The sequence below is a fragment of the Cellulomonas sp. B6 genome (assembly GCF_001462455.1).
GTDB lineage: Bacteria > Actinomycetota > Actinomycetes > Actinomycetales > Cellulomonadaceae > Cellulomonas.
Genome location: NZ_LNTD01000089.1, coordinates 1 through 19406 on the forward strand (window position 1 = coordinate 1; position 19406 = coordinate 19406).

At 73.6% G+C, this 19406-nt stretch carries 16 protein-coding genes; 12 read left to right on the forward strand and 4 right to left on the reverse strand.

Features of this window, described 5'->3' with window-relative positions; translation table 11 throughout:
• Window positions 1-75 precede the first annotated feature (75 nt).
• A complete protein-coding gene (locus ATM99_RS08455) occupies window positions 76-1179 on the forward strand; it encodes a sugar kinase (RefSeq protein ID WP_062102473.1) in 1104 nt (367 codons plus the stop codon).
• 88 nt (window positions 1180-1267) lie between these two features.
• Complete coding sequence (locus ATM99_RS08460; RefSeq protein WP_062102474.1) at window positions 1268-2332, forward strand: LacI family DNA-binding transcriptional regulator; 1065 nt, start codon at window positions 1268-1270, stop codon at window positions 2330-2332.
• Here the strand turns inward: ATM99_RS08460 and ATM99_RS08465 are convergent.
• From ATM99_RS08465 to ATM99_RS08475, 3 genes are all read right to left on the reverse strand, one after another.
• The gene (locus ATM99_RS08465; protein ID WP_062102475.1) at window positions 2299-3177 is read right to left on the reverse strand and encodes an amidohydrolase; all 879 of its coding nucleotides are present in this window, start codon (window positions 3175-3177) and stop codon (window positions 2299-2301) included. The genes ATM99_RS08460 and ATM99_RS08465 overlap by 34 nt on opposite strands.
• 214 nt (window positions 3178-3391) lie before the next feature.
• Window positions 3392-5188, reverse strand: coding sequence for a gamma-glutamyltransferase family protein (locus ATM99_RS08470; protein WP_062102490.1), 1797 nt, complete (start codon window positions 5186-5188; stop codon window positions 3392-3394).
• Between the two features lie 72 nt (window positions 5189-5260).
• Window positions 5261-5722: a tRNA (cytidine(34)-2'-O)-methyltransferase gene (locus ATM99_RS08475; RefSeq protein WP_062102476.1), complete on the reverse strand. Its 462-nt coding sequence runs from the start codon at window positions 5720-5722 to the stop codon at window positions 5261-5263.
• A 63-nt stretch (window positions 5723-5785) separates the two neighbouring features.
• On the opposite strand from ATM99_RS08475, the gene ATM99_RS08480 reads away from it, so the two are divergent.
• Entirely contained in the window at window positions 5786-8311 is a 2526-nt protein-coding gene (locus tag ATM99_RS08480) for a glycoside hydrolase N-terminal domain-containing protein (protein ID WP_190278806.1), read from the forward strand.
• 209 nt (window positions 8312-8520) lie between these two features.
• Here ATM99_RS08480 and ATM99_RS08485 read toward each other — a convergent pair whose 3' ends face one another.
• A complete protein-coding gene (locus ATM99_RS08485; protein WP_062102478.1) occupies window positions 8521-9546 on the reverse strand; it encodes a LacI family DNA-binding transcriptional regulator in 1026 nt (341 codons plus the stop codon).
• 412 nt (window positions 9547-9958) lie between these two features.
• On the opposite strand from ATM99_RS08485, the gene ATM99_RS08490 reads away from it, so the two are divergent.
• The 9 genes from ATM99_RS08490 (at window position 9959) to ATM99_RS08530 (ending at window position 19405) form a co-directional block, all read left to right on the forward strand.
• Window positions 9959-11008 (forward strand): sugar ABC transporter permease, encoded by a 1050-nt coding sequence (locus ATM99_RS08490; RefSeq protein ID WP_223304901.1) that lies wholly within the window; start codon window positions 9959-9961, stop codon window positions 11006-11008.
• A complete protein-coding gene (locus ATM99_RS08495; RefSeq protein ID WP_369798038.1) occupies window positions 11002-11931 on the forward strand; it encodes a carbohydrate ABC transporter permease in 930 nt (309 codons plus the stop codon). The genes ATM99_RS08490 and ATM99_RS08495 overlap by 7 nt, the downstream gene beginning before the upstream one ends.
• Window positions 11932-12015: 84 nt before the next feature.
• Complete coding sequence (locus ATM99_RS08500; protein ID WP_062102479.1) at window positions 12016-13677, forward strand: extracellular solute-binding protein; 1662 nt, start codon at window positions 12016-12018, stop codon at window positions 13675-13677.
• A gap of 120 nt (window positions 13678-13797) precedes the next feature.
• On the forward strand, window positions 13798-15345 hold the full coding sequence (locus tag ATM99_RS08505) for a xylan 1,4-beta-xylosidase (protein WP_062102480.1): 1548 nt from the start codon (window positions 13798-13800) through the stop codon (window positions 15343-15345).
• A 5-nt stretch (window positions 15346-15350) separates the two neighbouring features.
• Window positions 15351-16037, forward strand: a complete 687-nt coding sequence (locus ATM99_RS08510) for a glycosyl transferase (RefSeq protein ID WP_062102493.1) — start codon at window positions 15351-15353, stop codon at window positions 16035-16037.
• A 76-nt stretch (window positions 16038-16113) separates the two neighbouring features.
• Complete coding sequence (locus ATM99_RS08515; protein ID WP_062102481.1) at window positions 16114-18150, forward strand: beta-galactosidase; 2037 nt, start codon at window positions 16114-16116, stop codon at window positions 18148-18150.
• A 57-nt stretch (window positions 18151-18207) separates the two neighbouring features.
• Window positions 18208-18447, forward strand: coding sequence for a ribbon-helix-helix domain-containing protein (locus ATM99_RS08520; protein WP_062102482.1), 240 nt, complete (start codon window positions 18208-18210; stop codon window positions 18445-18447).
• Window positions 18447-18749 carry a type II toxin-antitoxin system PemK/MazF family toxin gene (locus ATM99_RS08525; RefSeq protein WP_062102483.1) on the forward strand — a complete coding sequence of 101 codons (303 nt, stop codon included), beginning with the start codon at window positions 18447-18449 and terminating at the stop codon, window positions 18747-18749. Before ATM99_RS08520 ends, ATM99_RS08525 begins: the two co-directional genes overlap by 1 nt.
• Window positions 18750-18859: 110 nt before the next feature.
• Window positions 18860-19405 carry a YbjN domain-containing protein gene (locus tag ATM99_RS08530; protein ID WP_223304905.1) on the forward strand — a complete coding sequence of 182 codons (546 nt, stop codon included), beginning with the start codon at window positions 18860-18862 and terminating at the stop codon, window positions 19403-19405.
• The last annotated feature ends 1 nt before the right edge of the window (window position 19406 follow it).

Consider the following 19406-nt stretch of genomic DNA (forward strand, 5'->3'; position numbering starts at 1 on the left):
GCGAGAGGTCGACCCAGTCCCCACCCTCGCGGTGAGAGTTCGATCCAGTCCGCCGTCCCGCGTCAGGAGCCGACGATGTCCGACCTGAACCTCCGCCCCGCGTCCGCGTGCCGCTACGACGCCGTCTCGCTGGGCGAGGTCATGCTGCGGCTCGACCCGGGAGAGGGGCGGATCCGCACCGCGCGCCAGTTCCGCGCGTGGGAGGGCGGCGGCGAGTACAACGTCGCGCGCGGCCTGCGGCGCGCGTTCGGGCTGCGGGCCGCGGTCGTGACCGCGCTCGCGGACAACGAGGTCGGCCGGCTCGTCGAGGACCTCGTGCTGCAGGGCGGCGTGGACACGTCGTTCGTGCGCTGGGTACCGTACGACGGCGTCGGCCGCGAGGTCCGCAACGGCCTCAACTTCACCGAGCGGGGGTTCGGGGTGCGCGGCGCGGTCGGCGTGTCCGACCGCGGGCACACGGCGGCCTCGCAGATCGCGCCCGGCGACGTCGACTGGGAGCACGTGTTCGGCGAGCTCGGCGTGCGCTGGTTCCACACCGGCGGGATCTTCGCCGCACTGTCCGACACCGCGGCGGCGACGGTCCTCGAGGCCGTCACGGTCGCGCGCCGGCACGGCACCGTCGTCTCCTACGACCTCAACTACCGGCCGTCGCTGTGGAAGGCGGTCGGCGGGCAGGCGCGGGCCCAGGAGGTCAACCGGGAGATCGCGCCGCACGTCGACGTCATGCTCGGCAACGAGGAGGACTTCACCGCCTCGCTCGGCTTCGAGGTCGAGGGGGTCGACGAGCACCTGTCCGAGCTCGAGGTCGACGCGTTCGCGGCGATGATCGAGCGCGCCGTCGCCGCGTACCCGAACTTCCGGGTGGTCGCGACGACGCTGCGCACCGTCCGCAGCGCGACCGTCAACGACTGGGGCGCGATCGCGTGGTCCCGCGAGTCCGGGCTCGTGCGGGCGACGCACCGGACCGGGCTCGAGATCCTCGACCGGGTGGGCGGCGGCGACTCGTTCGCGTCGGGCCTCGCGTTCGGGCTGCTCGACGGACAGCCGCTCGCCACCGCCGTCGAGTACGGCGCGGCGCACGGCGCCCTGGCGATGACCACGCCGGGTGACACGACGATGGCCACGAAGGCCGAGGTGCTCAGGCTCGCGGGCGGCGGCGGGGCGCGCGTCGACCGCTGACCTCGCACGACGAGCGGTACCGGCCCGCGGGCAGAAAGGCCCGGTGAACGCCACCACGGCGCGTGCCCGCGTGGCCTAGCCTTCCGGCATGGCCACGAGCGTCACGCTGAGCGACGTCGCACGTGAGGCGGGCGTGTCGCTCGCGACGGCGTCGCGTGCCGTCAACGGCAGCGCGAACCGGACCGTCCGGGCCGACCTGCGCGAGCGGGTCCTCGAGGCCGCGCAACGGCTGCGGTACACCCCCGACGCGAACGCCCAGGCGATGGCCCGCGGTCGCACGACGTGCCTCGGGCTGGTGGTCCACGACATCACCGACCCGTACTTCTCCTCGATCGCGGCCGGTGTCACGGCCGCGGCCGACACCGCGGGGCTGCAGGTCATGCTCAGCACCACGCAGCACGAGCCCGACCGTGAGGTCGAGGTGGTGCGTCTGCTGCAGCGGCAGCGCGCCCGCGCCATCGTCGTGGTCGGCGGACGTCACGACGACGACCCCGGCAACGAGGTGATGCGTCGTGCGCTGGCCGACTACGCGGCGTCCGGCGGCTCGGCGGCGCTCGTGGGGCAGCCCGTGCTCGGCGTCGACACGGTCGTCGTCGACGACGCCGCGGGGGCCGCCGACCTCGCGCGGGCGCTGCACGCGCGCGGCTACCGACGGCCGGCGGTGCTCGCGGGCCCCGACGCGCACCTGACCGCGCGTGCCCGGCGCGACGGGTTCACGGCGGCGTTCGCCGAGCTCGGCGCGCCCGTCGACCCCGCGCACGTGCTCACGTGCGACTTCACGCACGACGGCGGCCGGGCCGCGATGCGCGAGCTGCTGGCCGTCGGCGCCGACGTCGACGTGGTGTTCGCGGTGACCGACGTCATGGCGCTCGGTGCGCTCGCAGCGGCGCGCGACCGTGGCGTGCGCGTCCCCGAGGAGGTCGCGCTCGCGGGGTTCGACGACATCCTCACCCTCCGGGACGTCGTGCCGGGGCTCACGACCGTGCGGGTGCCGCTCGTGGAGGTCGGTGCGCTGGTCACGCGGCTCGTGCTCGAGCCGGCCCCGGGGCAGCCGCGCGTGCACCCGGTCGCCACGGAGGTCGTGCTGCGGGAGTCCACGCCGGACCGCGGCGACCGAGGTCAGCGCTCCGGGACGAGCGGCGGGATGCCGTAGACCTCGACCGCCGTGCGCCCGAGCACCTGCGCGACGCCGTGGTCGCCGAGGTCGCCGAGCGCCGCGCGCAGGCCGCCCCACACCTCGTGCCAGGACCCGTGCGCGTCGAGCGCCGTCGGCCAGTCGCTGCCGGCCATGAGCCGGTCGGGTCCGAAGGCGTCGAGCGCGTGGTCGACGGCCGGACGGACGTCGTCGACGGTCCACCCCGGGCCGGCGGCGCGGCCCAGCCCCGCGAGCTTCGCGACGACGTTCGGCACGTCGGCCGCGCGGTGCAGCGCGTCGCACCACGCCCGCCAGGTCGTCGTGTCGCCGGCACGCAGCGCGGCCAGGGGCGGCGCGCCGAGGTGGTCCACGACGACCGTGAGCTTCGGGTGCCGGTCGGCGACCGTCGCGACGTGCGCGAGCAGCGCGGGTGTCGTCGCGGGCACGTCGAGCACGAGCCGGCGTTCGGTGAGCATCGTGAGGCCCTCGCCGACGGCGTCACGCAGCAGCCACTGCGGGTCGGCCTCGCGGTCCACGTGGTGGCTGATGCCGACGACCGGCTCGGCGCGCCAGTGGTCGAGCTGGGTGGCCGCGTCCTCCGGGTGGTCGAGCGGCACCCAGGCCACGACGCCGAGGACGTGGGGGGAGCACAGCGCCTGGAACAGCAGGTGCTCGCTGTCGGCGCGGTTGTCCGCGGACTGCACGAGCACCACGCCGTCCACGTGGTGCTCGTGCAACGCTCCGCCGACCTCGTCGACCCGGTAGGTGCGCTGCAGCAGCGCCGGGTCGTGCGCCATCCAGGGGTAGTGGACCGTCTCGGGGTCCCACGCCTGGAGGTGCGCGTCCACGACGTCGTAGGGCATGTCAGCGACCGTAGCGCCGGTGGCATGTCCGAAACGTGTCAGCGGTCAGATCCTCATAGAACCCTCATGGAGAACACCATGACTGGAAGCGCGTCCCGTTCGACCGACTTCCGCACTGCCGCCGACAGACGTGCTGGTGAGCGTGATTTCTCACCCGGTCACCGGCGGTGTCAGCGGCAGTCACGCGGTTGTCACAACACCGTCACGGAGCAGGTCAGCGGCCGACCGCGTAGCCCTGCCGCCCGCGGGGGTTCGCGGCCGCCTCGAGGAACCCGTCGGCGCGCACGCCCGCGGCGCTGATGCGTCCGAGCGTCCAGGGCCCCGCGTCGGCCACCGCGTGCCCACGCGCGGCCAGTCCCGCGAGCACCGCGGCGCCCAGGCGGGACTCGGCGACCAGGCCCCGCGGCACGTGCGTGCGCGGGTGGAACGACCCGTGCACGTGCGACGAGTGCCACGCGGGCGCGTCGATCGCCTCCTGCAGGTCCAGCCCGCCCAGCAGGTGCCGCAGCAGGAACGGCACCGTCCACTGGTCCTGCTGGTCGCCGCCCGGCGTGCCGAACGCGAACCCGTGCCCGTCGCCCAGCGCGAGGGCCGGGCTCAGGGTCGTCCGGGGCCGTCGCCCGGGCGCGAGGCTCGCGGGCAGGCCGTCCTCCACCCAGAACATCTGCGCGCGCGTCGGCAGCGCGAACCCCAGCCCCGGCACCACCGGGCTCGACTGCAGCCACCCGCCCGACGGCGTCGCGGAGACCCGGTTGCCCCACCGGTCCACGACGTCGACGTGGCACGTGTCGCCCGGGCTCAGGCCGATCGGGGACACGGTCGGCTCGCCCAGCCCCGCGACGCCCGGCCCGCGCGCGTCGCCCGCGTCCGCCGCGGCGCGGGCAGCGACGAGCGCCCGGGCAAGTCGCGGCGTGCGGCCGTCCGGCGACCCCGGCCGGTACCCGCCGTCGGCCTCCGCACCGACCAGTCGCGCGCGCTGCGCGGCGTACGCGGGGGACAGCAGCGCGTCGAGGGGGACGTCGCCGTCGTCGCCGTACCAGGCGTCGCGGTCGGCCGCGGCGAGCTTGGCGACCTCCGTGACCACGTGCACGAGCTCGGTCAGCGGACCGTCCGGCGCGTCGCCCGCACCCGGGGCGACCGCCGCGCGCACCAGGTCGTCGACCCCGAGCGCGTCGAGCAGGCGCAGCTGCTGCAGCAGCATCGGCCCCTGCCCCCACGCGGCCGTCTTGTTGACCTCGACGCCCGCGAACGGCACCGCGACGGTCGGCTCCTCGGTCGCGCGCCAGGCCGCGAGGTCGTCGCCGCGCAGGAACCCCGTGTGCGCGCGACCCGTCGCGTCGTGCACGGGCGTGCCGGACACGAAGGCGTCGACCGCCTCGGCCACGAAGCCCTCGTAGAACGCACGGCGCGCGGCCTCGAGCTGCGCCTCGCGGTCGGGCCCCGCGGCCGCGGCCTCGGCGAGCAGCCGCTCGAACGTCGTCGCGAGGTCCGGGTTGGTGAACCGCGCGCCCGGTGCCGGGGCCGCGCCGCCCGGCAGGTACACCGCGGCGCTCGTCGGCCAGTGCGCCCGGAACATGTCCGCGACCGTCGCGACCGTGCTCGCGGCGGCCGGCAGGAGCGGGTGACCGTCGCGCGCGTAGCCGATCGCGGGTCCCAGCACGTCGGCCAGCGGGAGCGTGCCGTACCGCGCCAGCAGGTCGAGCCACGCGCCGAACGCGCCGGGCACGACCGCCGCGAGGTGGCCCGTGCCGGGGATCTCCTCGACGCCGAGCGCGCGGCACGCGTCCGTCGTCGCGAGCGCGGGGGCGACGCCCTGCCCGCAGATCACGAACGTGTGCCCGTCCGACGCCCGGTGCCCGATCAGCGGTGCGTCGCCGCCGGGGCCGTTGAGGTGCGGCTCGACGACGCTCAGCGCGAACCCCGCCGCGGCGGCCGCGTCGAACGCGTTCCCGCCCGCCTCGAGCGTGCGCATGCCGACCGCGCTCGCGAGCCAGTGGGTCGAGGCGACCATGCCGAACGTGCCGGTGAGCAGGGGGCGGGTGGCGAGCACCGCACGATCCTCACACGGCCCTGACGCGGGGCCTCAGACGCCGCCCGGGAACCCCAGCGTGCGCCACGCCTCGTACGTCGCGACCGCCGCCGCGTTCGACAGGTTCATGGACCGGCGACCGGGCAGCATCGGGATGCGCACCTGGTCGCTCACGCGCGGGTGCGCGAGCACCTCGGGCGGCAGCCCCGTCGGCTCGGGGCCGAACAGCAGCGCGTCGTCGTCGCGCCAGTCGACGTCCGTGTACCGCCGGGTGGCCTGCGTCGTGAACGCGAGCACCCGCGCGTCCGGCAGCGCCGCGAGGAGCGCGTCGAGGTCGGCGTGCACGACGAGGTGCGCGAGGTCGTGGTAGTCCAGGCCGGCGCGCCGCAGCCGTGCCTCGGACAGGTCGAAGCCCAAGGGCTCGACCAGGTGCAGCGTGGCCCCCGTCCCGGCGCACATGCGGATCGCGTTGCCGGTGTTGCCGGGGATGCGGGGCTCGTAGAACACGACGTGCACGCGCCGATCCTGCCACCCGGGACGGGCTGCGACGCGACGCGCACGGATGGTTGGGTGGGGTGCGTGGACGACGAGGTCGGCGCGACGACGCGCCTGCAGCTGCGGCTCGACGCACCCGCCCGGCGCTGGACGGACGCGTTCCCGGTGGGCAACGGGACCATCGGCGCGATGGTGCACGGCGGCACCGCGCACGAGGTGCTGCAGGTCAACGACGACACCTGCTGGTCGGGCGCGCCGCTCGACGGCCCGCCGCAGCCGGTCGGGCCGCTCGGCGACGACGCGCCGCCCGGCGTGCTCGCGCGTGCCCGGGCACGGCTCGCGGCCGACGACCCGCTCGGCGCCGAGCGCGAGGTGCAGCGGCTGCAGACCGGCTGGTCGCAGGCGTACCAGCCGCTCGTCGACGTCGAGGTCGACCACCCCGGCGCCGCGGGGGAGACGCGCTACCGCCGTGTGCTCGACCTGGCCACGGGCGTCGCGTCCAGCGCGTGGCGGGCCGCCGACGGCACGCCGTGGCGGCAGGACGTGCGCGTGAGCCACCCCGACCGCGTGCTGCTGCTCGACCGGGCGCACGCCGGCGCCGACGTGTCCCGTGACGACGCCGGCACGGTGCCCGGCGGCGAGCTCCGCGTGCGGCTCACGTCCCGGCACGCGTGGGCCGTCGCGCCCGTCGCGGACCCCGCGCCCGGCGACGCCCCCGCCGACCACCGTGCCGACCGCCCCGCCGACGCCGCGGTCCTGCGCGCGGCCGTCGACATGCCGTCGCACGTGCTCCCGAACTACTCGGGCGAGCCCGACCAGGTGACGTACGGCGGACGGTCGGTGCACGCGGGCGTCGCGGTCGCGGTGCTCGCCGACGGACCGGGTGCGAGCGCCGAGGTCGTCGACGGGGTCGTCGTCGTGCGTGGCGCGGACCGCGTGCGCGTCGTGGTGGCGACCGCGTCCGACCACGACGTCGTGAGCGGGACGCTGCACGGCGACCGCACGCGCGTCGCGACGCAGGCCCGTGCCGCGCTCGACGCCGCGCTCGCGGACCTCGACGGCCTGCCCGCGCGTCAGGAGGCCGACCACGCGGCGCTCATGGGGCGGGTGCACCTGGACCTGGGCTCGCCCGGCGGCGACGCGCCGGGGGACGTCGTGCCCGACCTGCCGCTCGACGCGCGCCTCGTGCGGCACGCGCACGGCGCGCCCGACCCGCACCTCGCGGTGCTCGCGTTCCAGCACGGGCGCTACCTCACGGTCGCCGGCTCGCGGCCCGGGACGCTGCCGCTGAACCTGCAGGGCGTCTGGAACCCGCACGTCCAGCCGCCGTGGAACGCGAACTACACGATCAACATCAACACCGAGATGAACTACTGGCCGACGCTCGTCGGCGACCTCGCGGAGTGCCACGAGCCGCTGCTGGCGTGGCTCGACCGGCTGGCCGCGGCGGGCGAGGGCACCGCGCGCACGCTGTACGGCGCGCGCGGCTGGGTCGCGCACCACAACAGCGACCCGTGGTGCTTCACGGGCCCGACGGGGCGCGGGCGGGACTCGGTGAGCTGGTCCTGGTGGCCGTTCGGCGGCGTGTGGCTCGCGCGGCACGTCGTGGACCACCACGACTGGACGTGCGACGACGACGCGCTGCGCCGGCACTGGCCGGTGGTGCGCGGCGCCGCGCTGTTCCTGCTGGACACGCTCGTGCCGCAGCCCGACGGCACGCTCGGCACGGCGCCCGCGACGAGCCCCGAGAACCACTACCTGCTGCCCGACGGGCGGCCCGCCGCGGCGGGCGTCTCCACCACGTCGGACGTCGCGATGGCGCGCGACCTGCTGGAGCACGTGCTGCGCCTCGCGCCGGTCGCGGGCGACCACGACGAGGACCTGGGGGCCGCGGTCGACGGTGCGCTCGACCGGCTGCCGACCGAGCGGGTGGCCCCCGACGGCCGCCTCGCCGAGTGGTCGACCGACGTCCCCGACGCCGAGCCCGCGCACCGCCACCAGTCGCACCTGTACCGGGTGTTCCCGGGCACGTCGATCGACCCCGACCAGACGCCTGCGCTCGCGGCGGCGGCGCGCCGCACGCTCGACGCGCGCGGCCCCGACTCGACCGGCTGGTCCCTCGCGTGGCGGCTCGCGCTGCGCGCCCGGCTGCGGGACCCCGCCGGCGTGACCGCCCTGGTCGCGGCGTTCCTGCACCCGGTGGACGCCGACCCTGCTGACCTGCCGCCCGCCGACGCGCCGGCCGCCGAGCGCGGCGGCGTGTACCGCTCGCTGCTGTGCGCGCACCCGCCGTTCCAGATCGACGGGAACCTGGGTTTCACCGCGGGGCTCGCCGAGACCCTCGTGCAGGCGCACCGCCTGGGCGCCGACGGCGTGCGCGAGGTGCACCTGCTGCCGGCGCTGCCCGCCGCGTGGCCCGACGGTCGCGTGCGGGGGCTGCGGCTGCGCGGCGGCGTGCGGCTCGTGGACCTCGTGTGGCGCGACGGGCGGGTCGTGCGAGCCGTGCTCGAGGCGGTCCGCCCGGTCGTGGTGGACGTGCGCGAGGGGGCGGACGGCGCGCGCCGCCGGGTCACGCTGCGACCCGGCGAGCCGGTGGTCGCGATCGGCTGACGGGAGGGCCTGACGGCGGACCCTGACGGAGAGCCCGACCGCACCGCCGACTCACCGCCGGCTCGGTGCCCGTGCCGTGAGACGCCCGGTCCGCGAGCCCGGGCCCGTGCTGCTCACGGCGTCGGCCACCCGCACTGCGGCCGGTCTCGTGGCGGGGTGGTCCCGGTGGCTGGACGTCTCCGTCCGGTCGGCGTCGCCGCGCCCGACGATCAGGCGGGCGCGGGGGCGGTCGACTCGCGGACGACGAGCTCGGTGGCCAGGTCGATCCGCAGGTTCGCCGGGCGCTCGCCCGCGGCCAGGCTGAGCACCATCTGGGTCGCGGTGGCCGCCATGTCGCGCAGCGGCTGGCGGACGGTCGTCAGGGACGGTCCGAGCCACTGCGCGAGCGGGATGTCGTCGTAGCCCACGACCGACACGTCCTCGGGGATCGAGAGCCCGAGCTCGCGCACGGCGCGCATGACGCCGAGGCACTGGTAGTCGGAGCCCGCGAAGATCGCGGTGGGTCGGTCGGCGCGCTGCAGCAGCCGCAGGCCGTGCTCGTACCCGCCCGTGACGTGGAAGTCGCCCCAGCGCACGAGGTCGGGGTCCGCGTCGACGCCGGCCTCGGCGAGCGCGCTGCGGTAGCCGTCGACGCGGGCGCGCGAGCACAGCACGTCGGGCGGGCCGGCGATGACGCCGATGCGGCGGTGGCCCAGCGCGAGCAGGTGCCGGGTCGCGATGAGACCGCCGTTCCAGTTGTTGGACCCCACGGTGGGCACGCCCGCGGGCGGCTCGCCGAAGGTGTCGACGACGACGAACGGGATCGAGCGGGACTCGAGCTGGTGGCGCTGCGTCGCGTCGAGCGTCGAGAGCACGAGCAGCACGCCGAGCGGGCGGCGGGCGAGGATGTCGTCGATGAGGTCCTGCGGCGGGCGGTGCACGCCGCCCAGCTCCGAGAGCACGACGCCGACGCGGCGCGCGGCGGCGGCGTCCTCGACGCCCTTGATGACCTCCTGCGCCCACGCGTTGTCGATGTGGTGGAACACCAGGTCGATGAGGCTCGGGTCGCCTGACCCGCGCCCGCGTCGTCGTCGGTAGCTGTGCTCCTCGAGGATCGTCTCGACGCGCGCGCGGGTCGCGGCGGCGACGTCGGCGCGGCCGTTGAGGACCTTGGAGACGGTCGGCACGGACACGCCGGCGAGCGCCGCGATCTCGGCGATGGTCACGGTGCGTCGCCCGTCGGTCGACGTGGCCACGGGGCCTCCTTCGGCCGGGCTCGCCGTGACAGCGGGAGGTGACGTCGTCGTCGGGTGCCCGTGGTGTGTCCGCAAGTTTCGAGGCCGACGGTAGCACCCCGCCGTGCCTGCTCGGGGCCCGGGCCGGCGGCATGTCGGGCAACCTTCGGAAGTCGTCCCGGACACCCGTCCGGTCTCGGTTCGGACACGGAGGTTGACGGCACCGCAAACGTTTGCCTAACGTGGCAGCCATCACGTTCGGCGGAATGGGCCGCCGACACGTTTCGACCACGAGGGCGTGGAGAACCGATGCAGGCGGAGCAGCACGAGACGGGACCGGCAGCCGCCGGGACCCCGCCGCACCACCACGACCCGCACCTGACGAGCACCGCCCCGACCGGGGTGCTCCTCACCCGCGAAGGGTGGTGAAGCCATGTCCACGCAGGACGGAGTGACCGTCGACGGCACGGTCGCCGCGCAGACGACGGTCGACCGCACGCAGCGCGCCGCCGCACCGGTCGCGCACGGCGCCGGCCCGTCGGGGCCGCGCGACCGGGCGGACCGCAGGCGCCGCGAGGGTCACGTCACGTGGGGCCGCGCGCTGCGCCGGGACTGGCAGCTGTACTCGCTGCTGGTCCTGCCGCTCGTGTTCTTCCTGGTCTTCCGCTACGTGCCGATGCTCGGCAACGTGATCGCGTTCCGCCGGTTCCGGCCGGGCGGCTCGATCTTCGGCGAGGAGTGGGTCGGTCTGCACTACGTGCGGATGTTCATCAACGACCCCACGTTCTGGAACGTCTTCCAGAACACCCTGGTGCTGGGCGTCCTCAGCCTCGTCATCATCTTCCCGCTGCCGATCGTGCTGGCGCTCATGCTCAACGAGCTCCGCTCGCAGCGGTTCAAGCGGATCATCCAGACCATCTCGTACCTGCCGCACTTCATGTCGATCGTCATCGTCGCGGGCCTGGTCTTCCAGCTCACCGCGATGCGCGGCACGGTCAACCAGGTCATCACCGCGATCGGCGGCGACGCCATCGGGTTCATGCAGCTGCCCGAGTGGTTCCGCACCATCTACATCAGCTCCGAGATCTGGCAGACCGTCGGCTGGGGCACGATCCTCTACCTCGCCGCGCTGTCGACGATCGACCCGCAGCTGTACGAGGCCGCGCGCATCGACGGCGCCAACCGGTGGCGCCAGACGTGGCACGTCACGCTGCCGGGGATCCGGCCCACGATGGTCGTCCTGCTGATCCTCAACATCGGCACGTTCATGGCCGTCGGGTTCGAGAAGATCCTGCTGCTGTACAACCCCCTGCTCTACCCGACCGCGGACGTCATCGCGACGTACCTGTACCGCGTCGGCATCGGGTCCAGCCAGTTCTCCTACGCCACGGCCATCGGCCTGTTCGAGGCGCTCATCGGCCTCACCCTCGTCCTGTCGGCCAACGCGATCTCGCGCCGAGTGGTGGGAGCCTCCCTGTGGTGACCGTCGACAACGTCACGCGCCTCGACAAGAAGCTGTCGAAGCCGACCGTCCGGGCGGTCAAGGAGACGCGGGCCTACACCGCGTTCCGCGTCGTCAACGCGACGCTCCTGGTCCTCATCGCGGCGATCACGCTGTACCCGTTCGCGAACCTGGCGGCGCAGGCCTTCAGCTCGGAGTCGTACATCAACTCGGGCCAGGTCACGATCTGGCCGCGCGGGTTCAACCTCACGACGTTCCAGCTCGTCATGAGCGACTCGATGTTCTGGCGCAACTACCAGAACACCGTGTACTACACGGTCGTCGCGACGCTCGTCGCGATGGTGCTCACCACGACGTACGCGTACGCGATCTCCAAGTACCGCCTCAAGGGGCGCAAGGTGTTCATCGGCATCGCCGTGTTCACCATGTTCTTCAACGGCGGCCTGATCCCCAACTACGTGCTCGTCAACGAGCTGGGTCTGCGCAACAGCGTGTGGGCCATCGCGCTGCCCAACGCGATCAGCGTGTTCAACCTGCTGGTCATGAAGTCGTTCTTCGAGAACTTCTCGACCGAGCTCGAGGAGGCCGCCGAGATCGACGGCCTGAGCACGTACGGCAAGCTCTGGCGCATCGTCCTGCCGCTGAGCAAGGCGGTCATCGCGACGATGATCCTGTTCTACGCGGTCGCGTTCTGGAACTCGTGGTTCGCCGCGTTCCTCTACATGGACCACCGCGAGCTGTACCCGGTGACCGTCTACCTGCGGAACCTCATCGCGGGCGCCACGAGCGTCGACGGCGCGGCCGGGTCCGCGGAGGCGACGCAGATCGCCGCCAACGTCAAGGCGGTGACGATGCTGCTCACCGTCCTGCCGATCGTGTGCCTGTACCCCTTCATCCAGAGGTACTTCGTGTCGGGCGTGATGCTCGGCTCGGTCAAGCAGTGACCTGATCGCCCCACCCGCGCCCCACCCGGGTCGCGGTGCAACTTCCACGGATCCGGACGACGACGTTCCCCCGGAAGGAGAACCATGAGGACGACCAAGAAGCGGTCGGTGGCGTACGCCGCGACCGCCGCGACCCTCGCGCTGGCCCTGGCGGCCTGCGGCAGCGGTGGCGACGGCGGGGGCGGCGACAAGCCGTCCGCCGAGGACATCGGCTCGGTCGGCGCGATGGAGGACTTCGCGGTCGGGACGACGTTCAAGGCGACGGAGCCGGTGACGTTCGGCCTGATGTACCGCGACCACCCGAACTACCCGCTCAAGGACGACTGGGACATCCTGACGAAGTTCAAGGAGAACCAGAACGTCTCCTTCGACATCACGTCGCGTCCGCTGTCGGACTGGGACCAGGCCAAGTCGGTCGCCATCGGCGCCGGCAACGCGCCCGACATCATCTCGGTGACGCACCCGGGCCAGGAGGCGCAGTTCGTCGCCGGCGGCGCGATCCTGCCCGTGAGCGACTACATCGACTACATGCCCAACTTCAAGGACAAGGTCGAGAAGTGGGACCTGCAGGACGACGTGGACCGGATGCGCCAGGAGGACGGCAAGTTCTACCTGCTGCCCGGCCTGCGTGAGTCCGTCCGCCCGATGTACACGTTCGCGGTGCGCAAGGACGTCTGGGAGCAGCTCGGCCTGAGCCTCGAGCCCGAGACGTTCGACGACTTCGCGGCCGACCTCGCGAAGGTCAAGGAGGCGTACCCCGACAAGTTCCCGATGTCCGACCGCTGGTCGGCCAACGGCCCGATCGAGGCGACGCTCAACATCGCCGCGCCGAACTTCGGCACCGCGGCGGGCTGGGGCTTCGGCGAGGGCACGTACTGGGACGCCAGCGCCAAGGAGTTCGTCTACGCCGGTGCGATGGACGAGTACCGCGACCTGCTCGAGTACTTCCACGGGCTCGTCGAGGACGGTCTGCTCGACCCCGAGAGCCTCACGCAGGACGACGACCAGGCGCAGCAGAAGATCGCCTCGGGCCAGACGTTCGCGCAGCTCACGAACGACCAGGAGATCCTCAAGGTCCGCACCGCGTTCACCGAGCTGGGCACGCCCGGCGAGGTCACGATGATCCGCGTCCCGGCCGGTCCCGCGGGTGACTTCGTCGCCGGCGGCCGCCTCGTGAGCGGCGCGATGCTGTCGTCGAAGGTCAAGGACTCCGACAACCTCAAGGCGATGCTCCAGTACCTCGACTGGCTGTTCTACTCCGACGAGGGCCTCGAGTTCTCGAAGTGGGGCGTCGAGGGCGAGACCTACACCAAGGACGCCGACGGCAAGCGCACGCTCATGCCGGAGATCGACCAGAACGACCTCAACCCGGGTGCGCCCAAGAAGCTCAACGTCGACTACGGGTACCACAACGGCGTCTGGATGCTCGAGCACGGCTCGTCCGACGAGCTCGACCAGTCGATGCTGCGGCCCGAGGTCGTCGACTTCGTCTCGTCGATGTCGGACAAGGAGCTCGCGCCCGTCGCGCCGCCGGCCCCGCTCAACGAGCTGGAGCGCGAGCAGGTCTCGCTGTGGCAGACGGCCCTGAAGGACCACGTCTGGCAGAACACGGCCGCGTTCATCCTGGGCCAGCGCTCGCTCGACGAGTGGGACGCCTACGTCAAGGAGCTCGAGGGCAAGAACATGCAGCAGTACCTCGACGTCGTGAACGGCGCCCAGGAGCGCTTCGCCGAGAAGAACGGCTGACCGGTGACGGCCGGGTCGCCCTCCGCAGCGGAGGGCGACCCGGCCGTCGCTCATCGGGCCCCGGCAGGGTCCCGCACCCCCGCACCACCCCGGCACGCCCCGACCCGTCCTTGGAGCACCGTGCGCACCGTCGTCCCGTCCCAGCCGTCCGGCCCCCTGCCCACGTCCTGGCGCGAGTGCGTCGGGACGGGGCGCATGAACCTCGCGCTGCGCGCCGACTACCGCGACTCGCTCGCGCAGGTGCAGCGCGACATCGGCTTCCGGCACATCCGCGGGCACGGCCTGCTGTCGGACGACATGGGGCTGCTGCGCACCGACGAGGTCGACGGGCGCACGCACACGCGGTACGCGTTCACGTACGTCGACCAGGTGCACGACTTCTTCCTCGAGGTCGGGATCCGGCCGTTCCTCGAGCTCGGGTTCATGCCCTCGCAGCTCGCGTCGGGCGACCAGACCGTGTTCTGGTGGAAGGGCAACGTGACGCCGCCGCGCGACCACGCCGAGTGGGTCGCGCTCGTGCAGGCGCTGCTGCGGCACCAGATCGAGCGGTACGGGATCGAGGAGGTCCGGCGCTGGCCGGTCGAGGTCTGGAACGAGCCGAACCTCGCGGGGTTCTGGAAGGACGCCGACCAGGCCGCGTACTTCCGCCTGTTCGAGGAGACCGCCCGCGCGGTCAAGGACGTCGACGCCGAGCTGCAGGTCGGCGGGCCCGCCATCTGCGGCGGCTCGGACGACGCGTGGTGGGCGCCGTTCGCGGACTTCGTGACGAGCCGCGACGTGCCGATCGACTTCGTCAGCCGGCACGCGTACGCGACCGGCCCGACGCAGGAGATCCCGTTCGGCACCTACCAGACGCTGCAGCCGCCGGCGTGGCTGCTCGGCGAGTTCGACGTGCCGCGCCGCTACCTCGAGGGCACGGCGCTCGCGGGCCTGCCGGTGCACATCACCGAATTCAACACCTCGTATCGGCCCGACAACCCGATCCACGACACCGCGTACAACGCGGCCTACCTGGCGCCCGTGCTCGCGGGCGGCGGCGACCTCGTCGACTCGTTCTCGTACTGGACGTTCTGCGACGTCTTCGAGGAGACGAACGTGCCGACGTCGTTCTTCCACGGCGGGTTCGGCATGCTCACGCACCGCCAGGTGCCCAAGCCGACGTACCACCTGTACGCGTTCATGGCGCGCATGGGCCGCGACGTGCTGGCCCGCGGCGACGACCACCTCGTGTGCGCCGACCCCGACGGGCGCGTCACGGTGCTCGCGTGGCAGCCCGTGGGCGGGACCGAGGGCGGCGACGCTGCGGCCGAGCACCGCGTCGAGCTGTCGCTGCCCGTGCGCGGCGACGTCGCGTTCGCGCTGCGCGAGCGGGTCAACGAGCACGACGGCAACGCGTTCGCCGCGTGGCGCGAGCTGGGCCGCCCGATGTCGCCGACCGCGCGCGAGCTCGACGTCCTGCGCACGTGCGCGGCGCCCGCCGTCGAGCACGACGTGCTGCGCGCGCACGACGGCCGCGTCGACCTCGACCTCGTGCTGTCCCGCCACGAGGTGACGTTCGTCGAGCTGACGCCGGTGACCCCGACGCACCACGAGGGGCTCGACGACCGCCGCATCCTGGGCGTCGACGACGACCGGCTCGTCGCGGGGCACGAGCGCGTGCGAGCATGATGACGATGACGCAGCGCAGCGACCCGCTCGACGAGGTCGGCTCCGGCCCGCTCTCGCGGGGTGCCGCCGTCGTGCTCTGGGTCCTGACGATCAGCGTGCTCGTGGCGATCACGGGCGGCCTGCCGCTCGCGCTCGTGCCGTTCCTCGCGGCCGACGCCGCCAACGTGTGGATCGTCGCGCTGCTCGCCCTGCCGCTGGGGCCCGCGCTGGCCGCGGCGATGTTCGCGTGGCGGCGGTTCCTCGCCGAGCGCGACCTGCACCCCGGGCGGCACTTCTGGCGCGGGTACCGCGTCAACGCGGTCGACGTGCTGCGCTGGTGGGTGCCGTTCGTGGCCGTGCAGGCGGTCATCGGGTTCTCGCTGGCGAACCGCGAGGCGGCGGGCATCCCGGGGGCGTACGGCGTGGCGCTCGTCGTGCTGGCCGTCGCGACGCTGCTGTGGGCCGTCGTCGCGCTCGCGCTGTCGTCGCACCTGAGCCTGCGCACGCGCGACCTCGCGCGGCTCACGTCGTACTACCTGGCGGCGCGTCCCCTCGTGACGCTCGGCGTCCTGTCGCTGCTCGTGCTGTGCGTCGGGGTCGTGCTGTACACGTCCGACTGGGTGCTCGTGCTGCTCGCGGGCCTGCTGGCGCTGGCCGTGACGACCACGACCGAGCCCGTGGTCCGCGACGCGACCGCGCGCTTCACGGCCTGACCGACCCCTCTCCCGGCGGCCTGCCCCCGACGGCGCGGCCGTTCCCCGTCCGTCCCCACCCACCGCGAGGTGTCCCGTGACCCTGCCCCCCGGCGACCACGTCCGCTACGGCGGCGACTACAACCCCGAGCAGTGGCCAGCGCCCGTCTGGGACGAGGACCACGCCGCGTTCGACCTCGCGCACGTCACGACCCTCACGGTCGGCGTGTTCGCGTGGGCGCACACGCAGCCCGCCGAGGACCGTTACGACTTCGCGCGTCTCGACGCGATCGTCGAGCGCGTCCACGCCGAGGGGCGGCAGGTCGTGCTCGCGACGCCGAGCGGCGCGATGCCGCCGTGGCTCGCCCGTGCGTACCCCGACGCGTGCCGCGTCGACCTCGAGGGCCGCCGCCACGTCTACGGGCAACGGCACAACCACTGCCCGTCGTCGCCCGCGTTCCGGCGGCTGTCGGTCGCGATGGCCGCGCGCCTCGCCGAGCGGTACGCCGACCACCCGGCGGTCGTCGCGTGGCACGTCGGCAACGAGTACGGCGGCGCGTGCTACTGCGACCTGTGCGCGGCCGGGTTCCGGGAGTGGCTGCGCGCGCGGTACGGCACGCTCGAGCGGCTCAACGACGCGTGGAACGCCCTGTTCTGGTCCCACGTCTTCGGGGACTGGGAGGAGGTCGTGCCGCCGTCGATGCTGTCGGAGCACTGGCGCGGGCCGAACCACACGGCGTTCCAGGGCATCACTCTCGACTACCGGCGGTACATGTCCGACCGGCTGCGCGAGGGGTTCGTCGCCGAGAAGGCGGCGATCCGCGCGCACGACGCGACGACACCCGTGACGACCAACCTCATGGGCTTCTACCAGCCGGTCGACTACCACCGCTGGGCCGACGACCTGGACTTCGTGTCGTGGGACAACTACCCGCCGCTGCCCGACGACCCGCTGCGCACGGCCGCGCGCATGGCCGCGACGCACGCCGCGATGCGTGGCCTCAAGGGCGGGCAACCGTTCTGGGTCATGGAGCAGACGCCGTCGATCACGGCGTCGCGCGACGTCAACCCCGTCAAGCGGCCCGGCGTGCTCGCGCTGTGGACGTGGCAGTCGGTCGCGCACGGCGCCGACGCGACCCTGTACTTCCAGATGCGGCAGTCGAAGGGGGCGTGCGAGAAGTACCACGGCGCGCTGCTCGACCACTCGGGCCGCACCGACACGCGCGTGTTCCGCGAGGCCGCCGACCTCGGTGCGGCGCTCGCGACGACCGGGTCCGCGCTGCTCCGCGCGCGCACGCCCGCCCGCGTCGCGCTGCTGCTCGACTGGGACTCGTGGTGGGCGGTCGAGATGACGGACGGCTACAACCGGCACGTCTCCTACCTGCAGACGCTGCTGACGTACCACCGCGCGCTGTGGCACGCGAACGTCGACGTCGACGTCGTGCCCGTCACGGCCGACCTCGCGGGGTACGACGTGGTCGTCGCGCCCGTCCTCCACCTGCTGAAGGGTGACGTGGCGCAGCGGCTGACCGCGTTCGTCGAGCGCGGCGGGTCGCTCGTCACGACGTTCTACGGCGGGCGGGTCGACGAGTCCGACAACGCGTTCCTCGGGTCGCCCCCGCTCGACGCACTCGTGGGCGCGCGCGTCGAGGAGACCGACTCGGGCGTGCCCGGCGCCGCCAACCCCGTGACGCTGACGCTCGACGGCGCGGCGACGACGCACGACGCGACGCTCGTCTTCGAGCTGCTCGTGCCGGAGGACGGCACGGAGGTGGTCGGCACGTACGGGGCTGACTTCTACGCGGGCCGTGCGGCCGTGACGCGCGCCCGACGGGGCGCGGGGTCGGCGTGGCACGTCGCGACGGGGCTCGACGACGCGGGCGTCGCGCGCGTGCTGCGGCACGTCGTGGCCGGGCACGGCCTGCTCGGTCCGCACGCGGACCACGAGGGGATCGAGGTGGTGCGCCGCGTCGCGGCGGACGGCACGCCCTTCACGTTCGTGCTGCACCACGGCGCCGCGGCCCGCACGGTGGTCTCGCAGGTCGCCGGCGTGGACCTGCTCACGGGCCGGACTGTCGCGGTGGGGGACAGGCTCACGCTCCCGCCGGGTCAGGTGCTGGTGCTGCGCGGCTGACGGCGAAGATCCCGATGCGGGATGCGCGATGAATCCCGCAAGCGGTACCCTCAGCAGATGACCACGCAGATCACCGTGCGCCTCGACGACGGGCTCGTCGAGGCCCTCGACTCCCTCGTCGCCGCGGGTCGAGCCCGGAGTCGGGCGTCCGTGGTCGAGGACGCGCTCGAGCGGCACCTGCGGCGCGAGCTCGCCGCGCGGGACGTCGCGCTGCTGACGGGGGACGCGTCCGGTGCGCACGACCTCGATGCGCTCGCGTCGTGGGCTGGCCGGCAGCCGCTGCCCTCGATCGACTGATGCGCCCGATCCACGTCGCGCAGCTCGACAAGTCGCGGCCCGTGCTGGTGCTCACCCGCGAGCTGGTCCGCCCGCACCTGACGAGCGTCACCGTCGCGCCGATCACCACGACCGTGCGCGGCCTGTCGACCGAGGTCCCGCTCGGTCCCGCCAACGGTCTGGACCACGACTGCGTGGTGAGCTGCGACAACGTGCAGACCGTCCCGGCGAGCGCGCTCGGGCGGCTGGTCGGGTACCTGCTGCCCGACCAGGAGCGCGCGCTGGCGCGCGCACTCGTGCTCGCGTTCGACCTCGACGCGTGAGGTCGACCACACCGCGCACCGCGTCACGGCCGTCAGTCACAGGCGATTCGCCCGGACGGCCGAACGGACATGTCGGACGCGGTGGTTAGGCTCGACCCCGGGTCGAGCCGGTGCCTGCGGGTCCCGGTCCGTGCTCGTCGTACCACCACCACCCGACCGGGGAGATCATGGGCTTCTTCACCAAGGACACGTCCGTCCCGACGCCGCCGGCGCTGGGTCCGCTCAGCCGCGACCGTGTCACCGCGGCGCTCGACGCGCGGGACATGCGCTACGCCATCGACGACGACGGCGACGTCGGCGGCTACTGGGACGGCCACCTCTTCTACTTCTTCATCATGGGGCAGAGCGGCGAGTACCTGCAGACCCGTGGCCGCTGGAACCGCAAGGTCGGAATCGACCAGCTCCAGGCGGTCACCGAGATCGTCAACGAGTGGAACGCGTCGCGGCTGTGGCCCAAGGGCTACGTCCGTGCCGAGGACGAGGTCGTCGGCGTCTACGCCGAGCACACGGTCGACTACGAGCACGGCGTGAGCGACCAGCAGATCGACCTGCAGCTCGCGTGCGGCATCTCGACGGGCCTCCAGCTCTTCGAGCACCTCGACGAGAAGTACCCCGCCGAGGCCGCGGCCGCGCGGGCGGAGATGGACGCGAACTGAC